The sequence below is a fragment of the Microbacterium lushaniae genome, from assembly GCF_008727775.1.
GTDB lineage: Bacteria > Actinomycetota > Actinomycetes > Actinomycetales > Microbacteriaceae > Microbacterium > Microbacterium lushaniae.
In genome coordinates, this window is the sequence record NZ_CP044232.1 from 3,112,443 (window position 1) to 3,135,487 (window position 23,045).

26 protein-coding genes are annotated in these 23,045 nt (G+C 69.1%); 6 read left to right on the top strand and 20 right to left on the bottom strand.

Features of this window, described 5'->3' with window-relative positions; all coding sequences use genetic code 11:
* Window positions 1–2: 2 nt before the first annotated feature.
* The 8 genes from F6J85_RS15070 to F6J85_RS15105 all read right to left on the bottom strand — a co-directional run bounded on the left by F6J85_RS15070 (window position 3) and on the right by F6J85_RS15105 (window position 11,889).
* A complete protein-coding gene (locus tag F6J85_RS15070; RefSeq protein WP_150926273.1) occupies window positions 3–1,826 on the bottom strand; it encodes a bifunctional metallophosphatase/5'-nucleotidase in 1,824 nt (607 codons plus the stop codon).
* Window positions 1,827–1,840: 14 nt separating this feature from the next.
* Complete coding sequence (locus F6J85_RS15075; RefSeq protein WP_150926275.1) at window positions 1,841–3,049, bottom strand: mandelate racemase/muconate lactonizing enzyme family protein; 1,209 nt, start codon at window positions 3,047–3,049, stop codon at window positions 1,841–1,843.
* The gene (locus tag F6J85_RS15080; protein ID WP_150926277.1) at window positions 3,046–4,557 is read right to left on the bottom strand and encodes a M81 family metallopeptidase; all 1,512 of its coding nucleotides are present in this window, start codon (window positions 4,555–4,557) and stop codon (window positions 3,046–3,048) included. The genes F6J85_RS15075 and F6J85_RS15080 overlap by 4 nt, the downstream gene beginning before the upstream one ends.
* Complete coding sequence (locus F6J85_RS15085) at window positions 4,554–5,855, bottom strand: aspartate aminotransferase family protein (protein WP_150926279.1); 1,302 nt, start codon at window positions 5,853–5,855, stop codon at window positions 4,554–4,556. The genes F6J85_RS15080 and F6J85_RS15085 overlap by 4 nt, the downstream gene beginning before the upstream one ends.
* 36 nt (window positions 5,856–5,891) lie before the next feature.
* Window positions 5,892–8,741 (bottom strand): hypothetical protein, encoded by a 2,850-nt coding sequence (locus F6J85_RS15090; RefSeq protein ID WP_191906639.1) that lies wholly within the window; start codon window positions 8,739–8,741, stop codon window positions 5,892–5,894.
* Complete coding sequence (locus F6J85_RS15095) at window positions 8,738–9,598, bottom strand: carbohydrate ABC transporter permease (protein WP_150926283.1); 861 nt, start codon at window positions 9,596–9,598, stop codon at window positions 8,738–8,740. The genes F6J85_RS15090 and F6J85_RS15095 overlap by 4 nt, the downstream gene beginning before the upstream one ends.
* Window positions 9,595–10,506 (bottom strand): carbohydrate ABC transporter permease, encoded by a 912-nt coding sequence (locus F6J85_RS15100; RefSeq protein WP_191906640.1) that lies wholly within the window; start codon window positions 10,504–10,506, stop codon window positions 9,595–9,597. The genes F6J85_RS15095 and F6J85_RS15100 overlap by 4 nt, the downstream gene beginning before the upstream one ends.
* A 69-nt stretch (window positions 10,507–10,575) precedes the next feature.
* Entirely contained in the window at window positions 10,576–11,889 is a 1,314-nt protein-coding gene (locus tag F6J85_RS15105; protein WP_150926287.1) for an ABC transporter substrate-binding protein, read from the bottom strand.
* A 177-nt stretch (window positions 11,890–12,066) separates the two neighbouring features.
* On the opposite strand from F6J85_RS15105, the gene F6J85_RS17765 reads away from it, so the two are divergent.
* Window positions 12,067–12,231, top strand: coding sequence for a hypothetical protein (locus F6J85_RS17765; RefSeq protein WP_191906641.1), 165 nt, complete (start codon window positions 12,067–12,069; stop codon window positions 12,229–12,231).
* A 100-nt stretch (window positions 12,232–12,331) separates the two neighbouring features.
* Window positions 12,332–12,610, top strand: coding sequence for a hypothetical protein (locus tag F6J85_RS15110; protein ID WP_150926289.1), 279 nt, complete (start codon window positions 12,332–12,334; stop codon window positions 12,608–12,610).
* Here F6J85_RS15110 and F6J85_RS18345 read toward each other — a convergent pair.
* From F6J85_RS18345 to F6J85_RS15120, 3 genes are all read right to left on the bottom strand, one after another.
* On the bottom strand, window positions 12,588–12,803 hold the full coding sequence (locus F6J85_RS18345; RefSeq protein WP_476738599.1) for a DUF7882 family protein: 216 nt from the start codon (window positions 12,801–12,803) through the stop codon (window positions 12,588–12,590). The genes F6J85_RS15110 and F6J85_RS18345 overlap by 23 nt on opposite strands.
* Before the next feature lie 339 nt (window positions 12,804–13,142).
* The gene (locus tag F6J85_RS15115; RefSeq protein WP_150926290.1) at window positions 13,143–13,484 is read right to left on the bottom strand and encodes a DUF7882 family protein; all 342 of its coding nucleotides are present in this window, start codon (window positions 13,482–13,484) and stop codon (window positions 13,143–13,145) included.
* 156 nt (window positions 13,485–13,640) lie between these two features.
* Complete coding sequence (locus F6J85_RS15120) at window positions 13,641–13,979, bottom strand: hypothetical protein (RefSeq protein ID WP_150919701.1); 339 nt, start codon at window positions 13,977–13,979, stop codon at window positions 13,641–13,643.
* Between the two features lie 143 nt (window positions 13,980–14,122).
* Between F6J85_RS15120 and F6J85_RS15125 the strand changes: the two genes are divergently transcribed.
* Both F6J85_RS15125 and F6J85_RS15130 read left to right on the top strand, forming a co-directional pair.
* Window positions 14,123–14,392, top strand: coding sequence for a hypothetical protein (locus tag F6J85_RS15125; RefSeq protein ID WP_150927493.1), 270 nt, complete (start codon window positions 14,123–14,125; stop codon window positions 14,390–14,392).
* Between the two features lie 76 nt (window positions 14,393–14,468).
* Complete coding sequence (locus F6J85_RS15130) at window positions 14,469–14,801, top strand: DUF7882 family protein (RefSeq protein ID WP_150919729.1); 333 nt, start codon at window positions 14,469–14,471, stop codon at window positions 14,799–14,801.
* 15 nt (window positions 14,802–14,816) lie between these two features.
* On the opposite strand, the gene F6J85_RS15135 is transcribed toward F6J85_RS15130, so the two are convergent.
* From F6J85_RS15135 to F6J85_RS15155, 5 genes are all read right to left on the bottom strand, one after another.
* On the bottom strand, window positions 14,817–15,422 hold the full coding sequence (locus F6J85_RS15135) for a TetR/AcrR family transcriptional regulator (protein ID WP_150926292.1): 606 nt from the start codon (window positions 15,420–15,422) through the stop codon (window positions 14,817–14,819).
* Between the two features lie 4 nt (window positions 15,423–15,426).
* Window positions 15,427–16,392, bottom strand: a complete 966-nt coding sequence (locus F6J85_RS15140; RefSeq protein ID WP_150926294.1) for a hypothetical protein — start codon at window positions 16,390–16,392, stop codon at window positions 15,427–15,429.
* Window positions 16,389–16,802 carry a hypothetical protein gene (locus F6J85_RS15145; RefSeq protein WP_150926296.1) on the bottom strand — a complete coding sequence of 138 codons (414 nt, stop codon included), beginning with the start codon at window positions 16,800–16,802 and terminating at the stop codon, window positions 16,389–16,391. Before F6J85_RS15145 ends, F6J85_RS15140 begins: the two co-directional genes overlap by 4 nt.
* 91 nt (window positions 16,803–16,893) lie before the next feature.
* Window positions 16,894–17,592, bottom strand: a complete 699-nt coding sequence (locus F6J85_RS15150; RefSeq protein ID WP_150926298.1) for an NADPH-dependent F420 reductase — start codon at window positions 17,590–17,592, stop codon at window positions 16,894–16,896.
* A 97-nt stretch (window positions 17,593–17,689) separates the two neighbouring features.
* Complete coding sequence (locus tag F6J85_RS15155; RefSeq protein ID WP_191906642.1) at window positions 17,690–19,090, bottom strand: serine hydrolase domain-containing protein; 1,401 nt, start codon at window positions 19,088–19,090, stop codon at window positions 17,690–17,692.
* Between the two features lie 86 nt (window positions 19,091–19,176).
* On the opposite strand from F6J85_RS15155, the gene F6J85_RS15160 reads away from it, so the two are divergent.
* Window positions 19,177–19,794 carry a TetR family transcriptional regulator gene (locus tag F6J85_RS15160; protein WP_275094050.1) on the top strand — a complete coding sequence of 206 codons (618 nt, stop codon included), beginning with the start codon at window positions 19,177–19,179 and terminating at the stop codon, window positions 19,792–19,794.
* A gap of 26 nt (window positions 19,795–19,820) precedes the next feature.
* Here the strand turns inward: F6J85_RS15160 and F6J85_RS17770 are convergent, their stop codons facing one another.
* The 4 genes from F6J85_RS17770 to F6J85_RS15175 all read right to left on the bottom strand — a co-directional run bounded on the left by F6J85_RS17770 (window position 19,821) and on the right by F6J85_RS15175 (window position 22,467).
* Window positions 19,821–19,991, bottom strand: coding sequence for a hypothetical protein (locus F6J85_RS17770; RefSeq protein WP_191906643.1), 171 nt, complete (start codon window positions 19,989–19,991; stop codon window positions 19,821–19,823).
* A gap of 169 nt (window positions 19,992–20,160) precedes the next feature.
* Entirely contained in the window at window positions 20,161–20,730 is a 570-nt protein-coding gene (locus tag F6J85_RS15165) for a sugar O-acetyltransferase (protein ID WP_150926303.1), read from the bottom strand.
* Between the two features lie 82 nt (window positions 20,731–20,812).
* Entirely contained in the window at window positions 20,813–21,775 is a 963-nt protein-coding gene (locus F6J85_RS15170; RefSeq protein WP_150926305.1) for a capsular polysaccharide synthesis protein, read from the bottom strand.
* A gap of 272 nt (window positions 21,776–22,047) precedes the next feature.
* A complete protein-coding gene (locus tag F6J85_RS15175; protein ID WP_238706978.1) occupies window positions 22,048–22,467 on the bottom strand; it encodes a hypothetical protein in 420 nt (139 codons plus the stop codon).
* A 140-nt stretch (window positions 22,468–22,607) separates the two neighbouring features.
* Between F6J85_RS15175 and F6J85_RS15180 the strand changes: the two genes are divergently transcribed.
* The gene (locus F6J85_RS15180; RefSeq protein ID WP_191906644.1) at window positions 22,608–22,973 is read left to right on the top strand and encodes a DUF2255 family protein; all 366 of its coding nucleotides are present in this window, start codon (window positions 22,608–22,610) and stop codon (window positions 22,971–22,973) included.
* The last annotated feature ends 72 nt before the right edge of the window (window positions 22,974–23,045 follow it).

Below are 23,045 nucleotides of genomic sequence, written 5' to 3' on the forward strand. Positions count from 1 at the left end.
CCTCACCCGCAGGGCCCGCCGGGGACGTTCGGCGGGAGCACCGGCCAGCCCGGCCGGCTCCACGCCTTCCCGCAGCGGAACTCCACGCGGTCCGTCGCCGGCGGCGTCACGACATCCTGCCCGCCCCACCAGGACGTGAACGCGAAGTAGTCCATGTCGGAGCGGACCGGGTCGCGCGGGTCCGCCAACGCCGTGAAGCCGTCCATGCCGAGAGCCAGGCGCGACGACATCGACACCACGTACGAGTGGTGGGCCAGCAGCGGCCGGCCGTCGAGGCGCACGCTCTTGACGCGCTGACCCACCGGCTGCGTGGGGTTGGCCACGACGGTGAGGCCCGAGAGCCCCAGCGGCACGTACTGCTCGGCGCCGGCCGCATCCGTCCGCCACTGCTGTTCGAGAGCGTCGCGGATCTGCGCCCCGGTCAGCCGACCGGTGACGATCGACGACCCTCGGCCCTGCGCGGACCACGCCTCACCGAACAGCACGCGCCCCGGCGCGTCGGCGGCGTTCGTGCCGACGGCATGGGAGATTCCCCCGCGCACCTGGTAGGGCTCGGCGATCGCCAGATCGGGACGCGTGCCCCAGGTCTCGCCGCCGATGTCGCGGTACGCGTCGGCGACGAGGTTCTTCATCGCGGATTCGCCGGTGTCATCGAGCGTCATTGAGACCTCCGCGGTGACGGCGCCGAGGGGATCGGCCCACCGCTGCGCGCCGACGCCGTTCCAGTAGTCCACGGTCGCGGCGATCTCCGGGTCGGCGGGAACGTCCCGCGTGACCGGGACGTTCACAGCGGCTGCCGTGCCGGGCACGACGTCGCCGGTCACCGGATCGACGTCGAAGCGGATGTCGGCGAACAGGCGCCCGTGATGCCCGGGCGAGATCACCGGCCGGTCGGTGCCGTCTGGGCCGGGCAGCATGCACGAGAAGGCGGTATGCCAGTGACCACCGACGACGACGTCCACGAGGGGGCTCGCGTGCGTCGCGAGCTCCACGATCGGGCCCTGCACGTCGGCGCACTGGTCGAACGTCCCCGTGGTCGACGCCCCCTCGTGCGCGAGCACGACGATCGCGTTCACGCCCTGGGCGGCGAGCCGTTCGGCCTCGGCGTCCACGGCGTCGAGCATCTCCCCCGCCTGCAGCGCACCCACCTGGTAGGACGCGAAGATCCGCTCCACCGCCGGGGTCGTGACGCCGATCACGCCGACCTTGCGCGTCACCCCGCCCTCACCGCTGACCTCGCGCACATAGGATGCCGCGAACGGGCGGGTCCCATCGGCTGTGCGCGTGAGGTTGCCGGCGAGGAACGGGAAATCGGCCCCGGCGAACGCGGTGCCGTCGGATTGCGGGAAGCACATCCCCGGGTCGCCGTCGCAGGCGCCCTCGGCCATATGGTCGGCGAGGAACCACTCGGAGATGTCGAGCTCGTGATTGCCGACGGTGGACACCTCGATGTCCAGCGCGTTCATCACCTCGATCGTCGGCTCGTCGCGGGTCATCGTGACCTGCCACTGCCACCCGGTGAAGCTGTCGCCGTTGCTCACCCGGAGGGAGTTTCCGGCGCCTTCCGAGGCGCCGTCGAGATGCGTGGCGAGGTATGCCGCCCCGCCGACGCTGAGCGTGCGCCCGTCCGAGGTGGCGATGGTGCCGTTGGCCTGGTCGGCCGGCGGACTCAGGTACCCGTGCAGATCCGTGATCGCGAGGACCTGCACGTCGATGGGGGCGGCAGGTTCGGATGCGACGGCGGGGGCGGCGAGCGCCGACCCGGTGAGGACGGCGGCACCCACGGACGCCACGAACGCGCGACGGCGAGCGCCGGCAGATGTCATGATCGTCGCTCCCGTCAGCTCTCGAGCCGCGTGGTGCGCACCACGACGTCTTCGCCGGCGAGGAACTCCGGGCTCAGTTCGGTGCCCAGCCCCGGCGCTGTCGGGAGCGCGAAGGTGCCGTCGATCACTTCGGGCACGTAGGTCACCATCGTCGGGTAGACCGACCGGAGGTAGGCGCGGACCGACTCCTGATAGCGGAGGTTGGGGGTGGCGGCCGACAGGTGGATACCGGCCAGCAGCGTGAGCGGGCCCGTGCAGTCGTGGTAAGTGACCGGCAGCCCGAACGTGTCCGCCAGCACCGCGATCTTGCGGCTCTCGGTGATGCCGCCGGCCCAGGTGGGGTCGATCATGATGAGGTCCGCGGCATCCTGCTCGAGGATCGGCATGTACTCCTGCCGCGTCACGAGGTATTCCGACACGGAGATGGGCGTCGTGGACGACGCGCGCAGGCGCGCGAGCGTGCGCGGGTTGTCGGCGAGCGTGAGGTCTTCGGCCCACGCCAGGTCGTACTGCTCGAGACCCTTGGCGATGCGCATGGCCGGCGTGAGATCCCACAGTCCGTGGCCGTCCACCATGATCTCGATCGCGTCGCCGACGGCGTCACGGATCGCGGCGACCGTCGACAGCCCCGCCGCCAGATCTCCCCCCTCGATCGCGCGCGATCCCTTGGCCTGGGCGAAGCGGTCGAAGGGCCAGATCTTCATGCCCTTCGCCCCTTCCGAGACGAGGTCCTGCGCCAGCTCCCCCGGACGGTTGAGGAACGCGTCGAAGTCGTCCCACATGCCGGCGACGCGCGAGCTGCCGTAGCCGGCCTGCGATCCGCCGTCCACGGAGGCGTACAGGGGGCCGCCGCACGTGTTGTAGGTGGGGATGCTCTCCTGCGCCGTGCCGAGGAGCCGGTGCACGGGCTGGCCCGACGCCTTGCCGAGGATGTCCCACAGGGCCACGTCCACCGCCGACAGCGCGCGGATCTCCGCTCCCCGCCCACCGAAGCGCGCGTAGGCGCGGTACAGGTCACGCCAGTGCCGCTCGATGGCGAGCGCGTCCTGGCCGAGGAGGACCGGTGCGATGTGCTCGTGGATGAGGGAGATGCAGGTCTGCGGCAGGTAGAACGTGTCGCCGATGCCCTGGATGCCCTCATCCGTGTGGATGCGGACGAACACCAGGGCCGGCATGGCGCTGCGGGCGCCGGGATAGATGGTCTCGACGGCGGTGATCTTCATGGGCGGAGGCTCCGTTCGTTGTCGGTCGCAGGGCGCGGCGATCCCGCGCGGTCGTGCTCGGTCTCGAGGGGGAAGAGCGGACGCCGGCGGCGCCGGTAGTCCAGGGCGGAGAAGTCGTTGGCGGTGGCGCCCGGGGTGTCCGCGTAATCGATCCGGTCGACATAGGGCCGGTAGCCGGCCACCGGGGAGTGCACGCCCTTGGCGATGACGATCTCGTGCGCGCGGGGATCGACACCGAGGCTGAGCAACTGCTGCGCCGAGGAGGGCAGGATGGCGCGGCTGCACAGCACGAGCGTCTGACCGCCCTCGAGGGTCAGCGCCGCGGAGGGTCCGGCATCGAAGTAGCGGTGCCCGACGTGCGTGGGACCGGGATCCTCGTAGTGGCCGTCGGAGACCGCCGTCACGGTGCCGCGCACAGTCAGGGCAGGCTCGCCGACGGCGAGCTCGATCGCGGCGCCGACACCGACCTCGTGCACCAGGGCCGCGGCGTCCCGGTCGCACACGATGCCGACGACGCTGCGGCGTCCCGCGGCGATGGCGTGCCCGAGGACATGCGTGCTCGCCCCGGTGCCGCCGGCGCCGATGTTGTCGCCGACATCCAGCAGGAGCGTCGTCGTGCCGGCGGGGGCGTCGGCGAGGGCCGCCGCGGGCGCGGCCGGGTCGGAGCGGAATCCGTTCCGACCCGCCCACATCACATCCGCGAGGCGTTCGGCGCTGCCGCGCGCGGAATGGTCACCGATCGGTGCCACGACGAGGACCGACATCCCCATCTCGGGAACGTCGGCCCACGGAAAGCCCTGGAACAGCGACACCGACAGCACGCCGGGGAACTGCCGGGTGTCATCCGCGGCCCGCGCGAACCCCGCCCAGGGCTCGGCGGCGGTGGCCTGCGCGAGGATCCCCATCACGGCGGGCACCATCACCAGCTCGCAGCGGGGGCGGATGCCCTCCGTCAGCGCACGCGCCACGATGTCGGCGGCCTCCTGGCCGCGGTCCTTCGCGTCCACATGGGGATTGGTGCGGTAGCCGACGAGCACGTCGGCCGCTGCAGCCATCCGCGGCGACACGTTGGCGTGCAGGTCCAGGACACCGGCGATCAAGGTGTCCGCGCCGGCCGCCTCGCGCAGTGCATCCAGCACGGCGCCGTCCAGATCCGGCTCGGCAAGGGACACCGCCGCACCGTGCAGCGCGACCAGGAGCGCGTCGAACGGACCGTGCTCGGTGACCGCGCGGCGCAGTCGTGCGATCACCTCGGCGGTTGCGCCGGCGTCCAGGGGCGCCGACGGCACGAACTCGATGTAGGTCAGCGGGACCGTTTCCCATCCGTGCCGCGCGGCGCCGGCGAGAAGACCCGACACGGCGGTGTCGGCATCCGCATGCTCGTCCAGGATCCGCTCGCCGGACAGCGTCCGCGGCTCGACGTCTTCGAGCCGGATCGCGCCGGGCGCGAACGTGTTGGACTCGTGGAAGAACCCGAGGACGCCGACCCGCACGCGCCGGGCCGTCATGAGCCGGCGTGAGCGGCGAACGCCCGATCCACGCGCTCCTCGGTGTCGGCGAGCTCGGCGTCCGAGTGCGCCGCGCTGATGTACCAGACGCCGCGGGCTGCCACCCACACGCCATGGCGGATGAGCTCGCGCGACAGCGCCGCGTACCGGGGCGCGTCGCACGCGAGGATGTCGCGGTTGTCCTTGAGGGTGCGTCCGCCACTGAAGGAGACGTGGAAGGCCATCGGCACGCCCTGCACGTGCAGCGGGAGGTCGTGCTTGGCCGCCGCGGCGCGGATGAGCTCCTGCAACGACCGGCCGTATTCCTCCATGCGCGCGTACGGCGAGGTCTCCTGCAGGATCCCGGTGGCCGACAGGACCGCCGCGGTGGCCATCACGGAGGCGTTGAAGGTGCCGGAGTGGTTGACCTCGCCCGTGCCGAACCGCTCCATCAGGTCGCGGCGGCCGGCCAGCGCGCTCACCGGCCAGCCCGCGGCGATCGCCTTGCCGTACACGGCGAGGTCGGGCGTGACGCCGTAGCGCTCCGCCGCCCCGCCCAGGCCCACGCGGAAGCCGGTGATGACCTCGTCGAAGATGAGCACGACGCCGAATTCGTCCGCCAGCGCGCGCAGCCCCTGGAGGTACCCGTCCTCCGGCGGGATGGAGCCGGCGTTGAGCATGATGGGCTCGGTGATGATCGCGGCGATGTCGTCGTGCGTCTCGAGTCGCTCGCGCACGGCGGCCAGGTCGTTCCAGGGCGTGGGCACGAAGTCGCGAAGGTAGTCGGCGATCTGACCGGCGCCCGCGACGAGGGCGTTGCCTTCGGCGTCCCAGTTGGCCAGCGTGTTGTCGAGCCAGCCGTGGTACTGCCCCTCGAACCGGATGAACCGGCGCTTGCCGGTCGCCGCGCGCGCGAGGCGGAGCGCGGCCTGCACGCTCTCGGTGCCGGACACCCCGAAGCGGACCATGTCCGGCCAGCCGAGGATCTCCACGACCCGCTCGGCGGCGCGGACCTCGGCCTCGTGCTGAGCGCCGAACAGCATGCCGGAGCTCACCGCGGCGGCGACGTCGGCCTGCAGCTTCGCCGGTGCATGCCCGAGGATGTTCGGCCCCTGGCCGAGCAGGTAGTCGATGTACTCGTTGCCGTCGACGTCGTACAGGCGCGCCCCTTCGCCGCGCTCGAAGTAGAGCTTCGGTGCCGCGAGGCGCACGTTGGAGTTCACACCGCCGGGGAGCGTGCGGTGGGCACGGGCGTCCAGGTCGGCGGAGGTGGCGGAAACGCGGACGCCGTCGGCGGCCGTGCTCGAGGAGCGGTTCACGGTGGTTCCTTGCTTGTTCGTCGTCGTGGGGGGCGATCAGATGGGTCGGTAGGGAGCGGCCAGTAGCGCCTGGAGGACGCGCGCGGCCATCGGCTCGTGGGCGAGGGTCGACCACACCAGCAGCTGGCACACCAGGACGAGCCCGCCCAGGCGGCTCGCCTCCTGAATGGCCGACATCTGCAGGCCGTGCCCGCATCGGGCCCACGCCGGCGTCCCGCGGCGATCGATGCCCATGAGCGGATTGGTCAGCACACGGCCGTCGGGCGTCGCCCAGCGGCTGAGGTCGTCGGTGGTGAGGCCGGAATCCCGCATCGAGAGCTCCACGTTGGCGACCTCGACCGGCTGGTCGCCGGTGACGGCCAGTTCGATGTGCTTGCCGATCCAGCCCAGGTCGTCCCCCGGGCGGCGCTCCAGCAGCACGACGATGCGGCCGCGTTCGGAGGCGGCACGCAGTTCACCGACGACATCGGCGGTGAGGGCCACGTCCGGCGTGACGACCACCGGGTGCGCGTTGTCCGCGGAGTAGGGCCGAAGACGCGGCAGCCATGCGCCGGCGCGCTCGATGAACCCGTCCAGGTCGCCCAGCACGTCCACCTCGCCGTCCCACGTCGGCGCGGCCGGGTGCACCTGGACCGACTCGGTCGCCTCCACCCACGCGCGTCCCTCGAGGCGGACACGCGCGGTCAGGACGACGGCAGCGACCCGGTTTCCGACCGGCAGCACGACCTCGGGCCGGGCCACCGCGACGGCCGAACCGGCGTCCAGGCGGGCGGCCACACTGTCGGTGGCGAGGACCTCGCCGTCCTCCGTCCGAGCGGTCCACTCGACATCGATGGGGATCTCGGCGGGCAGGTCGTTGCAGATCCAGATCTCCGGGGTCAGCGTCGTGCCGCCGTACGCACGATGCGGCAGACCCGTCACCTCCAGCGACACCGGGCGGAGCGCGTCCCGCAGCGCCGAGAACCCGCCGGTCAGCTCGCCGGCGTTGTCGATCACGTGCAGGTCGACCCACGGGTTGTACCAGACGTCGCCCGGGTTCTGCAGATAGTGATGGATGACGCCGGAGACGTGCTGGCGGTCGCGGCGCATGCGCCCGGTCTGCCGCGTGAGCACGCGGGACTGCGCCTCCCCACTGGCGCGGCGGTACTCGGCGAACGAGTCGCGCCAGCCGACGACGCGCTGGTGGGTGCGCACCATCTCCCCCGTCATCTCGTACAGGCTCGCCTCGGCCGTCCACCGGTCGTCCTCCGTCGGCGGGAGGGTGATGGTCTCGCCGCGGCGGGCATGCGCATCCTGGGTGCACTTCATCGCCTCCCAGCTCGGCACGACGCCACCGCCGTACTCCGAGACGATCGCTCGCACGCCGGGATCCACCTGCTCGTTGGCCGGGTCGTCGAACACACCCGTGAGCGCCCCTGTCGTGGCGTAGAAGTAGCCGGGGTAGTCGTGCACCGCCTGCGGGAGCGTTCGGGGCCGCGTGCCGCCCGACCAGTCCTGCAGGTGCACGGCGCCCGGGACGTGCTCACGGAGCACGTCCGCGGCCCGTTCGACGAAGGCGATGTCGGCGTCGTGGAAGGGCACCTTCATGTGCATCTCGTTCGGAACCGACACCACCACGACGCTCGGGTGACCCGCCACCGTGCGCGCGAGCTCCTCGACCTGGAGGAGCTCCTCCTCCAGATCGGCCTCACGCGAGGCGAAGCAGTGCCACTGGAACGGCCCGTCCTGGTAGATCATCACGCCCACGCGGTCGGCGAGCTCGAACACCCGCGCGGGTGGGACGGCGACGTGCACGCGCAGCATGTTGCCGAACAGCGCCTTGACGATGAGCAGCTGGCGGATGACGTCCTCGTCGCGGCCTTCGCGGGACGCATCCCACACGCAGCCGATGGTCGTCGTGCCGCGCAGGAGGATGGGCGCGCCGTTCAGCGACAGGGAGCCGTCGGCATCGCGCTGGAATGTCCGGAAGCCCATGGGGCGGCGGACCTCGTCGACCAGCTCATCTCCGGACCACACCTGCACGGTGAGGCGATACAGCACCGGGTCGGCGGGCGACCACGGCGTGATGCCGGCGGCCGAGAGCGGCACCGAGGTGCGCGCTGCCGTCACGTCGTGCCGCTGTTGCGCGACCACATGGCCCTCCGTGGTGGTCACCGTCACCGCGATCGAGAGGCCCTCGGCCGCATCCCCGGCGCCGGAGACTTCGACCACGACGTCGGCCGTGCCGTCGGCCCGGGCATCCGCGGCGACATACGACAGGTGTGCGGGCGGGCGGAGTTCGAGCTCCACCGCGTCCAGCGCGGCACCGGCGGTGACCGCATCCGCCACGACCGACCCGAGCCCCTTGCCGTGTGCGTCGCCGAAGTTCTCGCCCTCGCTCTCGCCGGACCACCGGTACGTGTCGCGGGCGCGGCGGATGATGATGTCGATCTGCCGCGACCGGCGGGCGTCGATCTCCACCTCCAGTGTGCCGAGGTATCCGCGGCGGCGGCCGGCGGCACGGCCATCGACGTACACGACGGCTTCGTAGTCGGGGCGGACCACGCGCAGGACGGCGCGCTCGGCCCACGCACTGTCACTGGCCGGCGTCTCGGCACGGAAGTGCAGGTACGCGTCCTCGGTGCTGTACGGAAGCGTCGCCGGCGCGAAATCCGAGGCGTCGGCTGCGGCGGGGTCGGCGGGATGCTCCGCACACGCGCGTACGTGCCACGGCGTGAGGGGGTGGACGGTGCGCAGGGGTCGTTCGTTCTCGATGACGGCGGCCGGCACCTCCGAGCGCAGCCGCTCGACCTCGCCGTCCAGCTCCGCACGCGTCGTGATCGCGGCGGGGGTGTCGAAGTCGACGACCTCGTGGGCGAAGACGCGGCGGGTGGGGGTGGCACTCACTTGACGGCTCCCAGGGTGAGCCCGCTGCGGAGGTACCGCTGCAGGAAGATGAACACGATGATCAGCGGGATGATCGACAGCAGCGATCCGGTCACGACGAGGCTGTACAAGACCTCTGCACCCGTCGAGGGGAACAGCGAGACCCGGTTCCAGCTCGTCAGGCCCAGCGTGATCGGCATGAGCTCGGGGGACTGGAGCACCAGCAGCGGCAGGAGGTAGTTGTTCCACGTGCCGACGAAGGTCAGCAGGAACACCGTCGCCACCCCGGGCCCGATGATCGGCAGCACGACGCTGCGGATGATGCGGGGCTCACGCGCGCCGTCGACGCGGGCGGCGTCGATGATCTCGTCGGGCACCGCCGAGGAGATGTAGACCGTGAGCATGTACATCGCGAACGGGCTGACCATCGAGGGCAGGATGACCGCGAGCGGGGAGTCCACGAGCCCCATCGCGGCGACCAGCTGATACGTCGGGACCGCCAGAGCGGCGCCGGGCACCATGATGGCCACCAGCACGAGCCAGAACAGCCCGTCGCGACCGCGGAATCGCCACTTCGCGAAGGCGTAACCGGCCAGGACAGCCAGCAGTGTGGCGCCGACGGCGGCGGCCAGGGAGTACCCGACCGTGTTGAGCATCCACCGCCCGAAGATGCCGTCGTCGTGCGTGAAGACCTCGACGATGTTCTGCCACAGCTGCGGCTCGCCGGAGAACCAGAACCCGAAGGTGGAGTAGAGGTCGGAGGTGGATTTGGTCGCATTGACGACCAGCCAGTAGATCGGCACCAGGATGTAGATGCCGAAGCCCGCGAACAGGATCGCGGCGATCACCGAGGGGCGCTTGAAGGCGGGGTTGTTCACGATGCACCCTTCTCCGGCCGGTTCATGAACTTGCTGTACACGACCGACAGTGCGACGACGACGAGTCCCATGAAGAACGAGATCGCGGCGACATAGTTGAGCTGCTGCCCGCCCGCGGCGAGCGAGTAGGCGTACATGTTGGGGGTGAAGTTGTCTTCGATGGAGCGCGGCTGCAGCGGCTGCAGGACGAGCGGCTCGGTGAGCAGCTGGACCGTTCCGATGATGGAGAAGATGACGACCATTGTGATGACGGGCTTGATCATGGGCAGCTTGATGCTGAATCCGATGCGCCACCGGCCGGCGCCATCCAGGATCGCGGCCTCGTAGATCTCCTCGGGGATCGCGCGCAGCGCGGCGTAGAAGATCATGACGTTGTAGCCGACGAACGCCCAGATCCCGATGTTGCCGATGGCGAAGAGGACGAACTGCGGAGACAGCAGGTTCAGACCTTCCAGGCCCACCGCTTCCGCCATGTCGGTGAAGGGGCTGATGGTCGGGCCGTACAGGAAGCCCCACATGAGCGTCGCGACCACGCCGGGGATGGCGTACGGGATGAAGTAGAGGGCGCGGTAGAAGCCGCTCCCGCGCACCGCACCGCTGTCGACGACGACCGCGATGAGGAGGGAGAGTCCGATGGTGAGCGGCGTGAAGATCACGCCGTACAGCAGCAGGCGACCGAAGCCCTCCCAGAAGTTCGCATCGGTCAGGGCTCGTGCGTAGTTCTCCAGGCCGACGAAGGTGACCCCGCCGATGAGTCGTTCGACGAACAGCGAATTGATCAGCGAGATCAGGAGGGGGCCGAGGATGAACACCGCCAGCGCGAGCAGGAAGGGCGCGACGAGGACGTAGGGGATCCATCGCCCCTTCTGCCGCCGCGCTGCGGTGGGCGGTGCGTGTGTTGTCGTCATGCTGGATCGGTTCTCCGGGACGAGGCGGGTCCCCCGGCACATCTCGGCCGGGGGACCCGCGGTGGCGTGCTAATCGGCGACCGTGAAGCCCTGTTTGGCCGCGTAGTCGCGCAGGCTGGTCTCGATGGTGGCCAGGGTCTTCGAGGTGTCCTGTCCGTCCTCGAGGATCGAGTTGTACTCGGCGTCGGAGACGTTGGTGACCTCGCTGTTGAACGGGGTCCACTGCCAGTCCGACACGCTCTCCAGGGCCGAGGCCAGCACCTGGTTCACCGGCTGGTCACCGAAGAAGGGGAAGGGCGACGCCAGGAACTCCTCATCGGCGATGTAGGACTTCAGCACCGGGAAGGAGCCGGTCAGCTCGAACAGGAGCTCGTAGGCCTGCGGGTCGTGGTTGACCCACTTGACGTACTCGGCGGCCGCGGCTTTGTTCTTGCTCTGCTCGGTGACGGTGTAGGCACTGCCGCCCCACTCCGCCGATGCCGGCTCGCCGTCCCATGACGGCAGGGGCGCCACCGCCCACTTGCCCGCGGAGCTTTCCGCGTTCGAGCCGAGGATGACCGGGCCCCACCCGGGGCCGACCCACGAGGTGATCGTGCCGTCCGCGAACGCGGCATTCCACTCCGGGCTGTAGATGGGCAGATCGGCGGTCAGACCGTCGTTGTGCAGACCGGCCCAGTAATCGAGCACGTTCTGGATCTCGGGCTGGTCGTAGTCGATGGCGATCGTCTCGCCCTCCACCTGGACCGGCGCGATGCCCGCCTGCCAGTACATGCGGTTCATGCTGCCGTCGGCGAAGGCGCTGTTGGCGATGTAGCTTCCCGGCAGCGCGGCCTGCAGCGTGGCGGCGTCCTGCGCGAACTCCTCCCACGTGGTGGCGGGCTCGATGCCGGCCTGCGCATAGAGGTCGGTGCGGTAGTACAGCGCCATCGGGGACGCATCGATCGGGGTGCCGTAGACCTCGCCGTCCACCGTCAGCTGCGACATGATGCTGTTGGCGAAGTCGTCCTTGATCTCGTCGATGCCGAAGTCGGTGAGCGGCACGATGTACCCCGACATGGCGTTCTGCAGAATGCCCGGGTATTCGATCATCGCCACATCCGGCGCACCGCTGCCGGCCTGGAAGGCGGTCTGCAGGCGCTCACTTCCCGTCGCGGCGTCGCCCGGGTTGACCAGGTTGACCGTGATGTCGGGGTGCTCCTCCTCGAACAGCTCGGCGATCTCCTTGGCGTTGGTCGACCACGACCACACGGTGATCTCACCGGATGCTTCTCCGTCGGCGCCCTCGTCTCCACCTCCCCCGGAGGCGCAACCGGCGAGGGCCGCCGCGGTCATGGCAACGACGCCGATGCCGAGCAGGCGCGTGAGCTTTCGCTGTGTGGACATGGAATTCCAATCGGGAGAGCTGTCAAGGTGCGCGTTCGCATCCCGAGATAAATATTCACCATACAAGCTGATATCGCAAGCGCATTTGCTGGGCGAACTTACGGCTGCGAAATTGTTGTCATTTCACGCAAACGACGGCGACGCAGTCGCATCGCAAACCCTCACTCTTGCACGCATATGCTGCGTGCAACGGCTCAATTCCTCTTCACACTCGGCGCGCTCCTCTTCGGCCACTGCGGTGACCGGTACCTCCTGGAGATGGGAGGCCTCGCCGAGGCCGCCGACGAAGCCGCCGTCGCCCGCCTCACCGGCGCCGGCGCGCCACCTGAGGACGGGCGGTGAATTCTCCGTCACGCTCGCCCCCGGCGCAGAGACGGCGTAGATTGCCACAATCGGTTCGCCGTGGGGTCCCCGGTGGACACTGATCCCGAGGGTGGTTCACATGAGACGCGACACGGTGAAGATCGGCGAAGACAGGTTCGTCCTCGCCCAGGGGCACGACATCGAGTCGGTGAAGGCCGCCACAGTGGCCGCCCTACGCGCCAACGGCGACCTCGTGAATCTCGTGGTCTACGGCAACAGAGAGGTATCCGTCCTCGTTTCGCCGGGCGTGGCGGTGATCTTCACCTCCGAGACCGTCGAGGCAGACGACTTCGACACCCGCGACACCGGCGACCTCCACACCCCCTTCGCCGCGATCACCGACTTCGAGTACATGTAGCGACGCCTGCCGTGTGGGCGAGAGCATCCAGCCATGGAGGGCTGATCTGCGGAGTGCGACTGCCGCTGTATGTGAACTGCATGGGCGTGAACTCCTGACGGCGAAGTTTGGTGCCGATGACGAGTTGCAAGTGCGTCAGGAGCCGGTCATCGAGGTCTACTTTGGCCGTGCCGTCGTAGGTGAACGTACCCATCCGACCCTCCGGTCAGACACTCAGGCAGACGGGCGGTGGGCGGAGGATCCTCGGATCGTCACGGTGCCGTCGGCAGCCGATGGGCGTCCCCTCGTCCGGCCTCGGCTACCGTTGCGATCCACGTGCTCCGTCGCTGAGGAGGGCGCCGAAGGAGGCGCCTGCCGAATCCGGTCACCGACCGCAGCGCGCTCGTCACTACTTGACCCACGGACGTACTCCTCTTCGTCGGGCGGACAGCCTCAAGGAGTACATTTCTCCGGCTATCCCCGTCACGAGGCTTGACAGATCACGAAGGGAGTGAGCGGTGCCGTCGCGCCCCGGCGATCGTTGATGCGACGGCTACGGTCGGGGCAGCGAATCGTCGGGCGGCTCTGGCAGCAGCCGGAGACCATGCGTGCTGTTCGCCGCGTCGGCCAGAAGCACGAGCCATCGGCGGTTCAGCGGGCGATCACGCTGCCGGTCGTAACTGAAGTAGAGGGACGAGCTCTTCGATATCCAGACGGTGCCGTGTCGCCCGGATTCAGCCACCTCGGCGTCCCCGCCGACGTCCGGTTCATTGTCCCAGCTGAAGCTGAAGCTCTCGTTGCGTCGCAGCCGAGTGAGCATGACGGACTGAAGATGCCGCAGTCCCCAGTCTTCGATGCGGATGGCCGGTGCCACGCCGTAGATCAAGTGGCCCATGATCCCCCTTCGATCGCTGTGCCCCTCACGGGCAGGCGGGCGGAGGCCGTGAACCCGCGTCACTCCGCGACGATCCGATGCCGCGAGCATACGCCCAGGGTTCCGTCACATGGCTCGTCCCACCCCGCACCGGGACTTCCCTCCCGGGCGAGGCACTCAGGCGATGTCGTCCTCGTCCAGATCTACGAGGTGCGGTCTCTCATCGAATGCAGGCGACGGAGGGTTGCGAAGCTCGCCGATCCGCTTCCGCATGTATGCCACGGCTTCCGTGTTATCAGCCATCCGCGCGTCGAAGTTGGTGGTCTCCGCGATCAGGTTCGTCGCGGAGTTGAGCAGAAGCGTTGCCTCGCTCTGATTGCCGTCCGGACCCATCACGGTGACGGTGACGGTGTCGGCGAGGTGCTCCGTGCCCAGGAGCGCGGCGTACTCGGTGACACAATCTGCCGTCTCATCGTCCACGAACATCGTCTTGTCTGCGAAAGTCAGGTGCTTCACGCGGCCTACTGTGTGGGCAACCACGAGGAAGCGTGCGGGGGTTGACAGTCCGCGGCGCGGGTGGGGCCTGACATAGACCCGGGTGTCGACGCAAGGCTGGGCACGAGATGGCGGCTCTGATCTAGCGTGGTCACGTGACCGATATGACGACGATGGTGCGGACCGAAATAGTGGTCAACGGCGAGAGCTACCTGCTGGCCCAGGGCCACGACGTGAGCGAATTGCGCCGCGAGATCGAGGATGCTTCGCGCTCTGGTGGCCGGTTCGTCGAGTTCATCGTCGTCGGCAACCGCGCGGTGTCAGTTCTCGTCTCGCCCCGCACGGAGGTTGTCATCTCGGTTCAGACCGTCCAATTCGATGCACGAGACACCGGAGACGACGACGCTCCGTTCGGCGGCTTCTTCGACTACTGACACGAGCCTCATCGCGCAGCCTCATGACCAGACACACAGACCTCGCGCGCCGGACGCGCAGGAACAGGGAGCCATGATGGGCAAGTTCTCCTACAACACCCAAATCAGCGCCACCTTCGAAGACCGGCTGCTCGCCCACCTCCAGATCGTCATCGGCACCAAGCTCCGCCGAGGCGAGCCGTTCTTCTTCACGTGGAAAGACGACGTCAGTCTGGGCAGCGGCCGCACCTCCTTGTGGATTCACCCCGAGGCCTCGCTGATCTTCAAGTTCAGCGGCAACCGGCAGCCGCAGATCAACCGGGCGTGGCTGGAAGCGCTCACCACAGCGGCCAACTCCCCGAGCGGTCTCTACATCATCAGCGAACCGCAGACCGCGCAAAAGGAAACGGACCGAGCCCTCTACGGCTGATGCGGGCGGCCAGCGCTACATCGGCCACGCGTGAAGCGTCGCATCGACTACTCGGTCGAGATCCTCACGGGCGACCCCGTTGGCCGCCTGGACGGCGAGGCCGAACACCACGGTCATGATGTACCGGGCCAGCCCGTCGGCGTCGGCGTCCGCGGGGAGGTCGCCCTCGTCGACGGCACGCTGGAATCGCTCCGCGAGACGGTCCCCCGCTTCGCTTCGCACCTTCAGGAGAATCTCATGCGCGGGCCGTGCGCCGTCACTGGCCGCCAGCGCGCCCTGCACCGTCAGGCATCCCTGCGGACTGTCGGGGCGGGTCGTCGTATCGAGAACCCCGCGAAGGAACCCCTCCGCGACCGCCCGCGCGGTCGGCTCCCGCAGCGCCTCCATCTCGTAGGCGGAGGGCCCTTGGAGGTATCGGTCCAACGCCTTTCGGAAGAGCTGCTCTTTGTTGCCGAACGCCGCGTACATGCTGGTCTTGGTGATGCCCATGGCGCCGGTGAGATCCGTCAGGCTCGATCCCTCGTAACCCCGCTGCCAGAACGTCCTCATCGCGTTGTCCAGCGCGTCATCCGTGTCGAATTCTCTCGGGCGGCCGACCGCGGCTCCTGGTGACCTCGACATCCCCTCACTGTACTTTTGCGCGGAGCGGTCCCGGGCGCACGTGGGCCTCACGGTGCAGCACCACGGCGGTCGCCCCCACCCCGATCACGGCGATCGCGACTCCTGCCACCAGGACGGCGCCGCGGGGGTGGACGATGGACTGCCCGATGAGGGCCTGCACCGTGACGTTGGCGAGGGTCGCGGCGAACCCGATCACCACGATCATCAGCACGCGGTACCGCGCGCGCGGCAGGGACAGCACGGGCACCCACCGGCCGAGGATCTCGAGGGCCAGAAGCGCCAGCGGGATGGCCTGGAGGGCGTGCATCCCGAGGAAATGGGGAATGCGGAGATCTCCGCCCACGGTGCTCCAGCCCAGCAGCGCAAGCCCGGGGCCGCCGTCCGGCACGCCGACGGCGTGCGCGCCGACGACGCCCTGGAAATCGTCGATCTGAGCGGCCGTCGGCAGCGTCATCAGAAACCCCAGCCCCATGCCGACCAGGGCCAGGATGATTCCCGACCCGGCCGCGAGGGTGCGGGCGCGGTCGCGCCCCGGATTTCGGACGACGGCGATCGCGATGAGCAGGGTCATCACCCACACCAGAGCGATCGACGCTGCCATGATGCCCCACACGACGGTGTGGAACGGCGTCGATATGTTGAAGTGGCTGGATTGCGCGGCCCCGGCCAGCGCGAAGATGAGCAGGATCTCCACCGAGAGCGCTATCGCCACCCACGTGCCGGCGCGATCGGCGATGCGGCGCCCGCGCTGCACCTGGCCGATGAACCAGGCGAGAGTCACGGTGTACAGAGCACCCGACACCGCGAACTTCAGGGGCTTCAGCCACACCCCCGCCCCCGTCACCGTGCGCTGATCGATGACGGCCATGAGCGCCGCCCCGACGGCGAGAGCGACCATCGCCACGGCGAAGACCAGAAGAGGGCGATGCCAGTGGTCCGGTCTCGGGACGGCGCCCAGTGGTTCTGTCACGGCGTCAATCCCGCGACGATGAGGCCGATCCCGGCCGAGAGCAGTCCGAGCACGAGCACGCCGGCTCCGATCCAGAGCAGAGCGATGGCCCGGTTCGGCCGAACGGGGTCCTTGCCGATCACCGAGACGAAGAATCCGGTCGGCATCAGGATCGCCGCCACGAAGACGGCCAGCGACATCGTCGCGAAGGGTTCGGGTACCTCGCTCGTCTCCACGAGCAGCATGGTCACGAGACCGAGGAGCACGAGCACGCCGGCGTGAGCGTGGCCGGCGCGGAAGAACGACTTCTGAAGGCCGTTGGCGGGGAACCTCCCCGCCACACCGGTGAACACGAATCGACCGCCGTAGGCGACTCCGATGACGGTCAGGAGGACGGCTCCGGCGATGACCTGGTGGGCGCTGTCGAGCATGATGGCTCCTCTGCTGGGTTCTGTGCGGAATAGAACCGTACCGACCGGAACATAATTCCACCAGCACTGCGCCGGATCCGGCGAGAACGGCTCAACCAGCGGGCGTGTGACGCGCAGCGCGCTGAAGATTGCGGATGAGCTCCTCCCGGCTCTGTCCGTCGACGATGTGGCGCCACATGGGCGTGCCGGGCGCACTGCGCCACGATTCACTCAGCGGACTGTTGTCGACCGCGTCGAAGCCGAGCTCGTCATACAAGCCGGTGACGAGTCCGACCGCATCGGGGTGGTCGCTGGAGACGACGAGCGCCGTGCGATCGGGCGCGCCCGCCGGCCGGGCGAGCCGGATCAGCGCGGGCAGCGCGTCGCTGGGAACGCGGATCTGGAAGCGCGGGTGGAACTGGATGTGCGAGAACGCCTTCGCGACCTTGGACGTGGGCAGCTGCTCCTGCCGCAGTTCGTGCACCGTCTTCAGGCCGGAGTCCACCTCGGGATGGTTGCCGTCGCGCCAGATCATGTAGTTGTTGTTGTCGAGGACGACCTTTCCGGCGAGCTCCTCGACCGGCAGGCTGTCGTGCGGGGCATACCGGAACGCGGCGAACGCGAAGTCGCCCTCCGCCGCCGCATCCGCCGCCGTCGCCGCGCGCGCCCGAGGTCCGAGCTGCGCGACCAGGTCCTTCAGCGTCTGTGGACCCCGTGAGTTGGCGATGACGATGTCGTACCCCGCTGCGATGGCCACGCGGGCGAAGGTGCTTCCCGCCTGGCCGGCGCCGAGGACAGCGATGGTGGTCATGACGGGTTCTCCTTGCTGTGGCGTGCCGACGACGCGAGATCCCCGCGCGCGAACATCCAACGCGCTGTCACGGCGGGTTGTTCCGCCGGTGCCGCGGTCAGCTCCCCGTGTCCACGCGTCGGTGGGCCCGTCCCCCGAAGTGGAGGTAGGTGGGGAGACCGTCGGCATCGGCCGGATTGAAGAACACGGCGAGCAGGGCGGCGTCGGAGATGGGGAGGTCCAGCAGGAACGAGTCCTCCCGCGTGACCGGCTGCAGGGGCAGATCCACCATCGGCGGCCAGCCCTGGTCCTGAGCCACCCCGTGCGAGGGCGTCACGGTGGCCAGCAGACGCCCCTCCACGTCGGCCGAGACCTGCAGGCTCAGCCCTTCGCGCGCGTAGGTGCCGACGTAACGATCCGTCGCCGCCACGCGCGAGTCTTCGACGGTCGCGGGGTCCGGTCGCGGCCCCACCCCGAGCCGTCGCCCGAAGAGCCAATCGGCCAGCTCCCGGTACATGTTCAGCGCGCTTTCCACGTTGGTCTGCAGGCAGAAACCGAACCGCTGCTCGGGAGCGACCCGCATGAAGGCGTTCTGCCCGATGGAGTTGCCGTCGTGGCCGATGACGGTGACATCACCCCACTGATCCAGGATCCAGCCCAGGCCCCAGCCCTTCCCGAGCACCGAGTCATCGACCAGTTCCACCTGCTGCTCGAGCATGCTCGCAGCCAGTCCCGCGTCCAGCAGCCGGGTGCCATCCGGCGCCACCCCGCCGTCGAGGTGCAGCCTCACGAACTCGAGCACATCGCCGGCGGATGCCACGACGGCCGACCCCATCGGCCCGAACGCGCGCCACAGGCCCCATGTCGGGCTCACGATCTGCGACTCGGGGTCGTCGGGGTCGGGGATGTGCCCCACGGCGGCGGGGTGGACGATCGCGTCCTCGGCGAAGGACACGGTGTGCTCGAGTGCGAGCGGCGCGAAGATGCGCTCCTGCAGCGCCTGCTCGAAGGTCATCCCCATCTGGACCTCGACGATCCGCCCGAGAATGGAATACCCACTGTTGCTGTAGCTCCAGATCTCGCCGGGCGCCGCGATCTGCGGCAGCTCGGCGCATCCGGCGACATAGGCGGCGAGCGCGTCGTCGCCACGTCCGGTATCGGTGAAGTGGTCGCCGTCGAAACCGCTCGTGTGGGTCAGGAGGTCGCGCGGGGTCACCGTGTCGCGGGCTCGCGGGTCGGCGACTTCGAAGCCGGGCAGGTAGGTGCGGATCGGGGTGTCCAGGTCGAGCGTGCCCTCCTCGACCAGCATCATGACCAGCGTCGCGGTGTAGAGCTTGCCGATGGAGCCGGGGAGGAAGAGCGCATCCGGTGTCGTGGCCAGACCCGTACGCGTGCTCAGCACGCCGGCGGCGACCTCGGTCACCGCGTCGCCGTCCAGGACGGCCAGCTGGGCGCCGGGAACGTTGTGCTTCGTGATCAGCTCGGTGAGCTTCTGCTCCAGCTCGTGTGACGCGAACATCCGGTTCTCCTTCATCCCTGACCTACACTGTAGGTGCATCATACCTACAGTGTAGGTAGCGCTGTCAACAGCGTTATGCTCATCGGGTGGCGGGGCTGACGCGAAAACGGATCCTGGACTGCGCGGTCGCCATGGCCGACCGCGACGGTCTGGATGCGGTGACCCTGCGCCGGATCGCCGCCGACCTGGGCGTTCACGTCACCTCCCTCTACAACCACGTGGAGACGCGGGACGCCATCACCGACGGGATCGTCGACGTCCTGCTCGACCAAGCGCATCTCCCCGTGACCCCCGTGGACTGGGAGGAGTGGGTCCGCACCTTCTTCGCGGCGATGAGCGATCTGGCCACGCGGCACCCCGGCGCCTTCGCCGCCCTTTCGCGCCGACCCGTGCAGGGTGCTCGCGCCGCCGCCTCGTTCGAGGTCGCCATGGCCGCGTTCGCCCGAGCGGGACTGTCAGCCGGCGACGCCTACAGCGCCGTGAAGGCAGCGGTTTTCGCCACGCTCGGGGTGGGCGCCGAGCGCAGCATGAGCGCCAGGGACGAGCTCCCGGAGACGGTCATGGAAGATCTCCCACTCGAGAGCTTTCCGCAGTTCCACGCCCTCCAGGATCACGACCCCACCCTGGCGTGGTCGTTCAGCCTCGAGACCCTGGTCGCGGGGCTGCGGGCGCAGATCGCGGAGCGGGCGAGCGCCGGCGGATAGGACGCGACCGAGCCCGACGCGCGCCCTCACTCGGCGTGCGGGCTGTGATCCTCGGTGTCGGGTTCGGCGCGGAGAAGGTCGGCGATCTCCTCCTCCGGTCGCGGCGCCTGCGTCTCATCCACCTCGAGTTCGGGGATCGTCGGCTCGCCGGGGCCGGGAACGTGCTCCTCGGACGAGTGGTCGGGGTGGGAAGACATGGCGGGCCCTTCGGTTGACGACATCCACAGCGTATGCCCGGCCCCGCCCCACGCGACATGCCGGGGCTCCTCCCCGAACCGACGCTCGGCGACCAGAGGGCTTGGGGCCGGCGCGGGTGCGGTCAGTACGTCATGTGCGCGGTCGGCTGAGGGGGCGACCTCGACCTCGCTACTCGCTGATCATGCGCACGACGCGCGCTGGCGAGCCCACGGCGATGGATGCGGCGGGGATGTCCTTCGTGACGACAGATCCGGCGCCGATGACGGCGTCGTCGCCGATGGTGACTCCGGGCAGCACCGTGACGTTCGCGCCGAGCCATACGTTGCGGCCGATGACCACCGGTGAGGGAATGAGGTCGCCGCGTCGCGCGGGGTGGATGTCGTGCTGAAGGGTGGCGATCACGGCGTTGTGGCCGATGAGGCAATCGTCACCGATCGCGATCCCACCTTGATCCTGGAACCGGCAGCCGGAGTTGATGAAGATGCGCTTACCGAGCGAGATGTTCTTGCCGAAGTCCGCGGTGAAGGGATGGAAAAGCGTGACGGACTCGTCGACGGGGCGCGCGATCAGCTGTGCGAGGAGTTCCCGTACCTCCGCGGGTTCGTGGTATCCCGTGTTGAGCTCGCCGGCGATACGGAGGGCTTCCTGGCTGGTTTCGATCATCGTGGCATGGGCGGGCGAGCCGCCGGTGATGGTCTCGCCTGCGTTGAGGGCGGTGAGAAGCTCGATGAAAGACATGCTGTGTCCTCTCTGCGGCTACGGGGGTGCGGATGGATTATCTGGAGACAGACAGGGGCAGCGTATGCCCGACCCCGCCCCCTCACGTCAGGCGGCGCGTCGTGAGAAGGTGCTGGAGGATGGAGTCGCCCGGGACGGATGCCGGATCGTATTTGTAGCTGAGCTTCTGCACGATCGAGATGTCGTCGATCACTCCTGCCACCTCGGGAGACCAGGGCTGCATCATGCTCAACTGCAGCACATGGCTGGCCGCACTGGAGAGGTGGGCGGCCTCGGCCCACTGCCCCCGGAACTCGGGGATCAGGGCGCGCAGGGCCTCGAAGATCCGGTGGTAGAGGAAGTAGTCGGGCAGGTCATCGCGCTCCGCCCACCACATCTCCAGCGCGGCGCGCTGCAGCCGGATGACGAGTGAGCCGGGGGTGGATGCGATGAACCAGTTGCCGATCTGTCCCGTCGCCCAGCGCGGGTACAGCACGCCGGCGCCCAGGAGCGGACGGATGACGTCGCCGAGGGGACGAGGCACCCAGCAGGTCGCATCGACCCAGATCCCGCCGTGGCGTTCCAGGAGCGCCACCCGCACGTAGTCGGCGAAATGGGCGGGATGGTCGCGCTCGAGCACGGACTGGATGCGCGGGGGGATGTCGATCAGCCGACGCACGCTGACCGCATCCAGCATCCGCACGTCGACGTGCAGCCGCTGGAGCTGCGTGACGCACGCGCGGACGATATCGGGAGCATCGTCCACACCGGTGTTCCAGTAGGAGTACACCGGAAGCGGCACGTCGCGCGCACGGGCGCCTTCTTCGGCGGCGAGGCGCCTGCCCACGGCGGAGCTTCCGGGTCCTGCCGGCAGGCCGGCGGCTTGACGGAGCTCGTCCGTGCGCCGGCGGAAGAACTCGGTGACGACGCGGCTCCCCCGCCGCACCGCGGCCGGGTCCACGGCATCCTTGAACTTCTCCACGCGGGAGAGCTGTGCCGCGAGTCCGGCGAGGAACGACGGGGAGGTGCCATCCGACCCTGTGGCGGGGCGGACGATGTGGGCCATGGTTCAGTGTTCCACGTGACCGGCGCCCCGCGGCAGACGCCGGCGCCAGGCGCGACCGATGTCTGTCGTGCGGCGCTCCCCGCCCCTCGAACTTCCCCTCGCGCATCATCCGACCGGCTGATCCGCCGCCTCCGCCCGACCGAACTCCTCAAGACAGGCACGGAATTGCCCGCCGACGCCAATCGCAACCGGTTCCCGCGGGCTGTTTTGCGGAGTTCGGGTGGTGGCCGCCTCCGGACCGGGGCGGACAGGCGCGGGCCGTCAGCCGCTGCTCATGCCGCGGTCCCCGCGCCCCCGCGGCGCGACGGCAGGGCCAGGAGGATGCCGAGGGCGGCACTGAATCCGAGGCTCACGACGTTCCCGATGACATCGAGCGCGGAGCCCTCCAGGTGCACCAGGTGATAGCCGAAGTGCAGGATCCCGAACACCGCCCACGCGACACCGGCCAGCCGCCCCGGCAGAGCGCTGCGGTGGATGATCGCGAACACGCTCACCGCGGTCAGGGCGAGGTAGAAGCTCCCCACGTCGCGGATGAGGTGCTCGTTGTAGGGGCCGTCGACGTCGACCCAGTGCAGGCCGAATCCGGGGAACGACGCGTAGAACTCGGTCGGGAAGAACTGCGCCCAGATCCCGGCGTAGAGGCCGAGGACGACGGTGAAGGCGAGGAGGATGCGGCGGAAATGTGTGTTCACATCCACCAGACGACGCAGCAGCCGGAAACGTGAGGTACGGACAGACCCTGCCGCGATCACGGACCGCCGCCTACGGTCAACGACATGGGTCAGTGCAGCGACGTCGTCGCCAGCGGCGGCGGCGGCGGAGAGAAGATCCGGTGAGCGAGTGGACCGCCGAGGAGCTTCGCCAGCTCGACAGGATCGGCGAAGTGCGCGTCGCCGGTCGCCACGCCGATGGCACGTCACGAACTCCCGTGATCGTCTGGCAGGTCGTCGTCGACGGTCAGCTGTATCTGCGCTCCGTGAAAGGTCCGCGGGCACAGTGGTACCAGGGCGTCGCGAGGCACTTCGAGGGGTTCCTCAGCTGGGATGGTGAGACCCGGCCGGTGACCTACACCCTCGACTCCTCGCACGACGCCGCTATCGATGCCGCGTACGCCGCCAAATACGGCACGGGATCTGCGACCCGGGCGATCACCACCGCACTTTCGAAGCAGACGACACTGCGCGTGAACCCCCGCTGACGCGGGACACCCGGCGATGACCGTGGCGGGGCGATCTGGCCGGAAGCGCTTGACCCTGTTGCGGGAACAGAC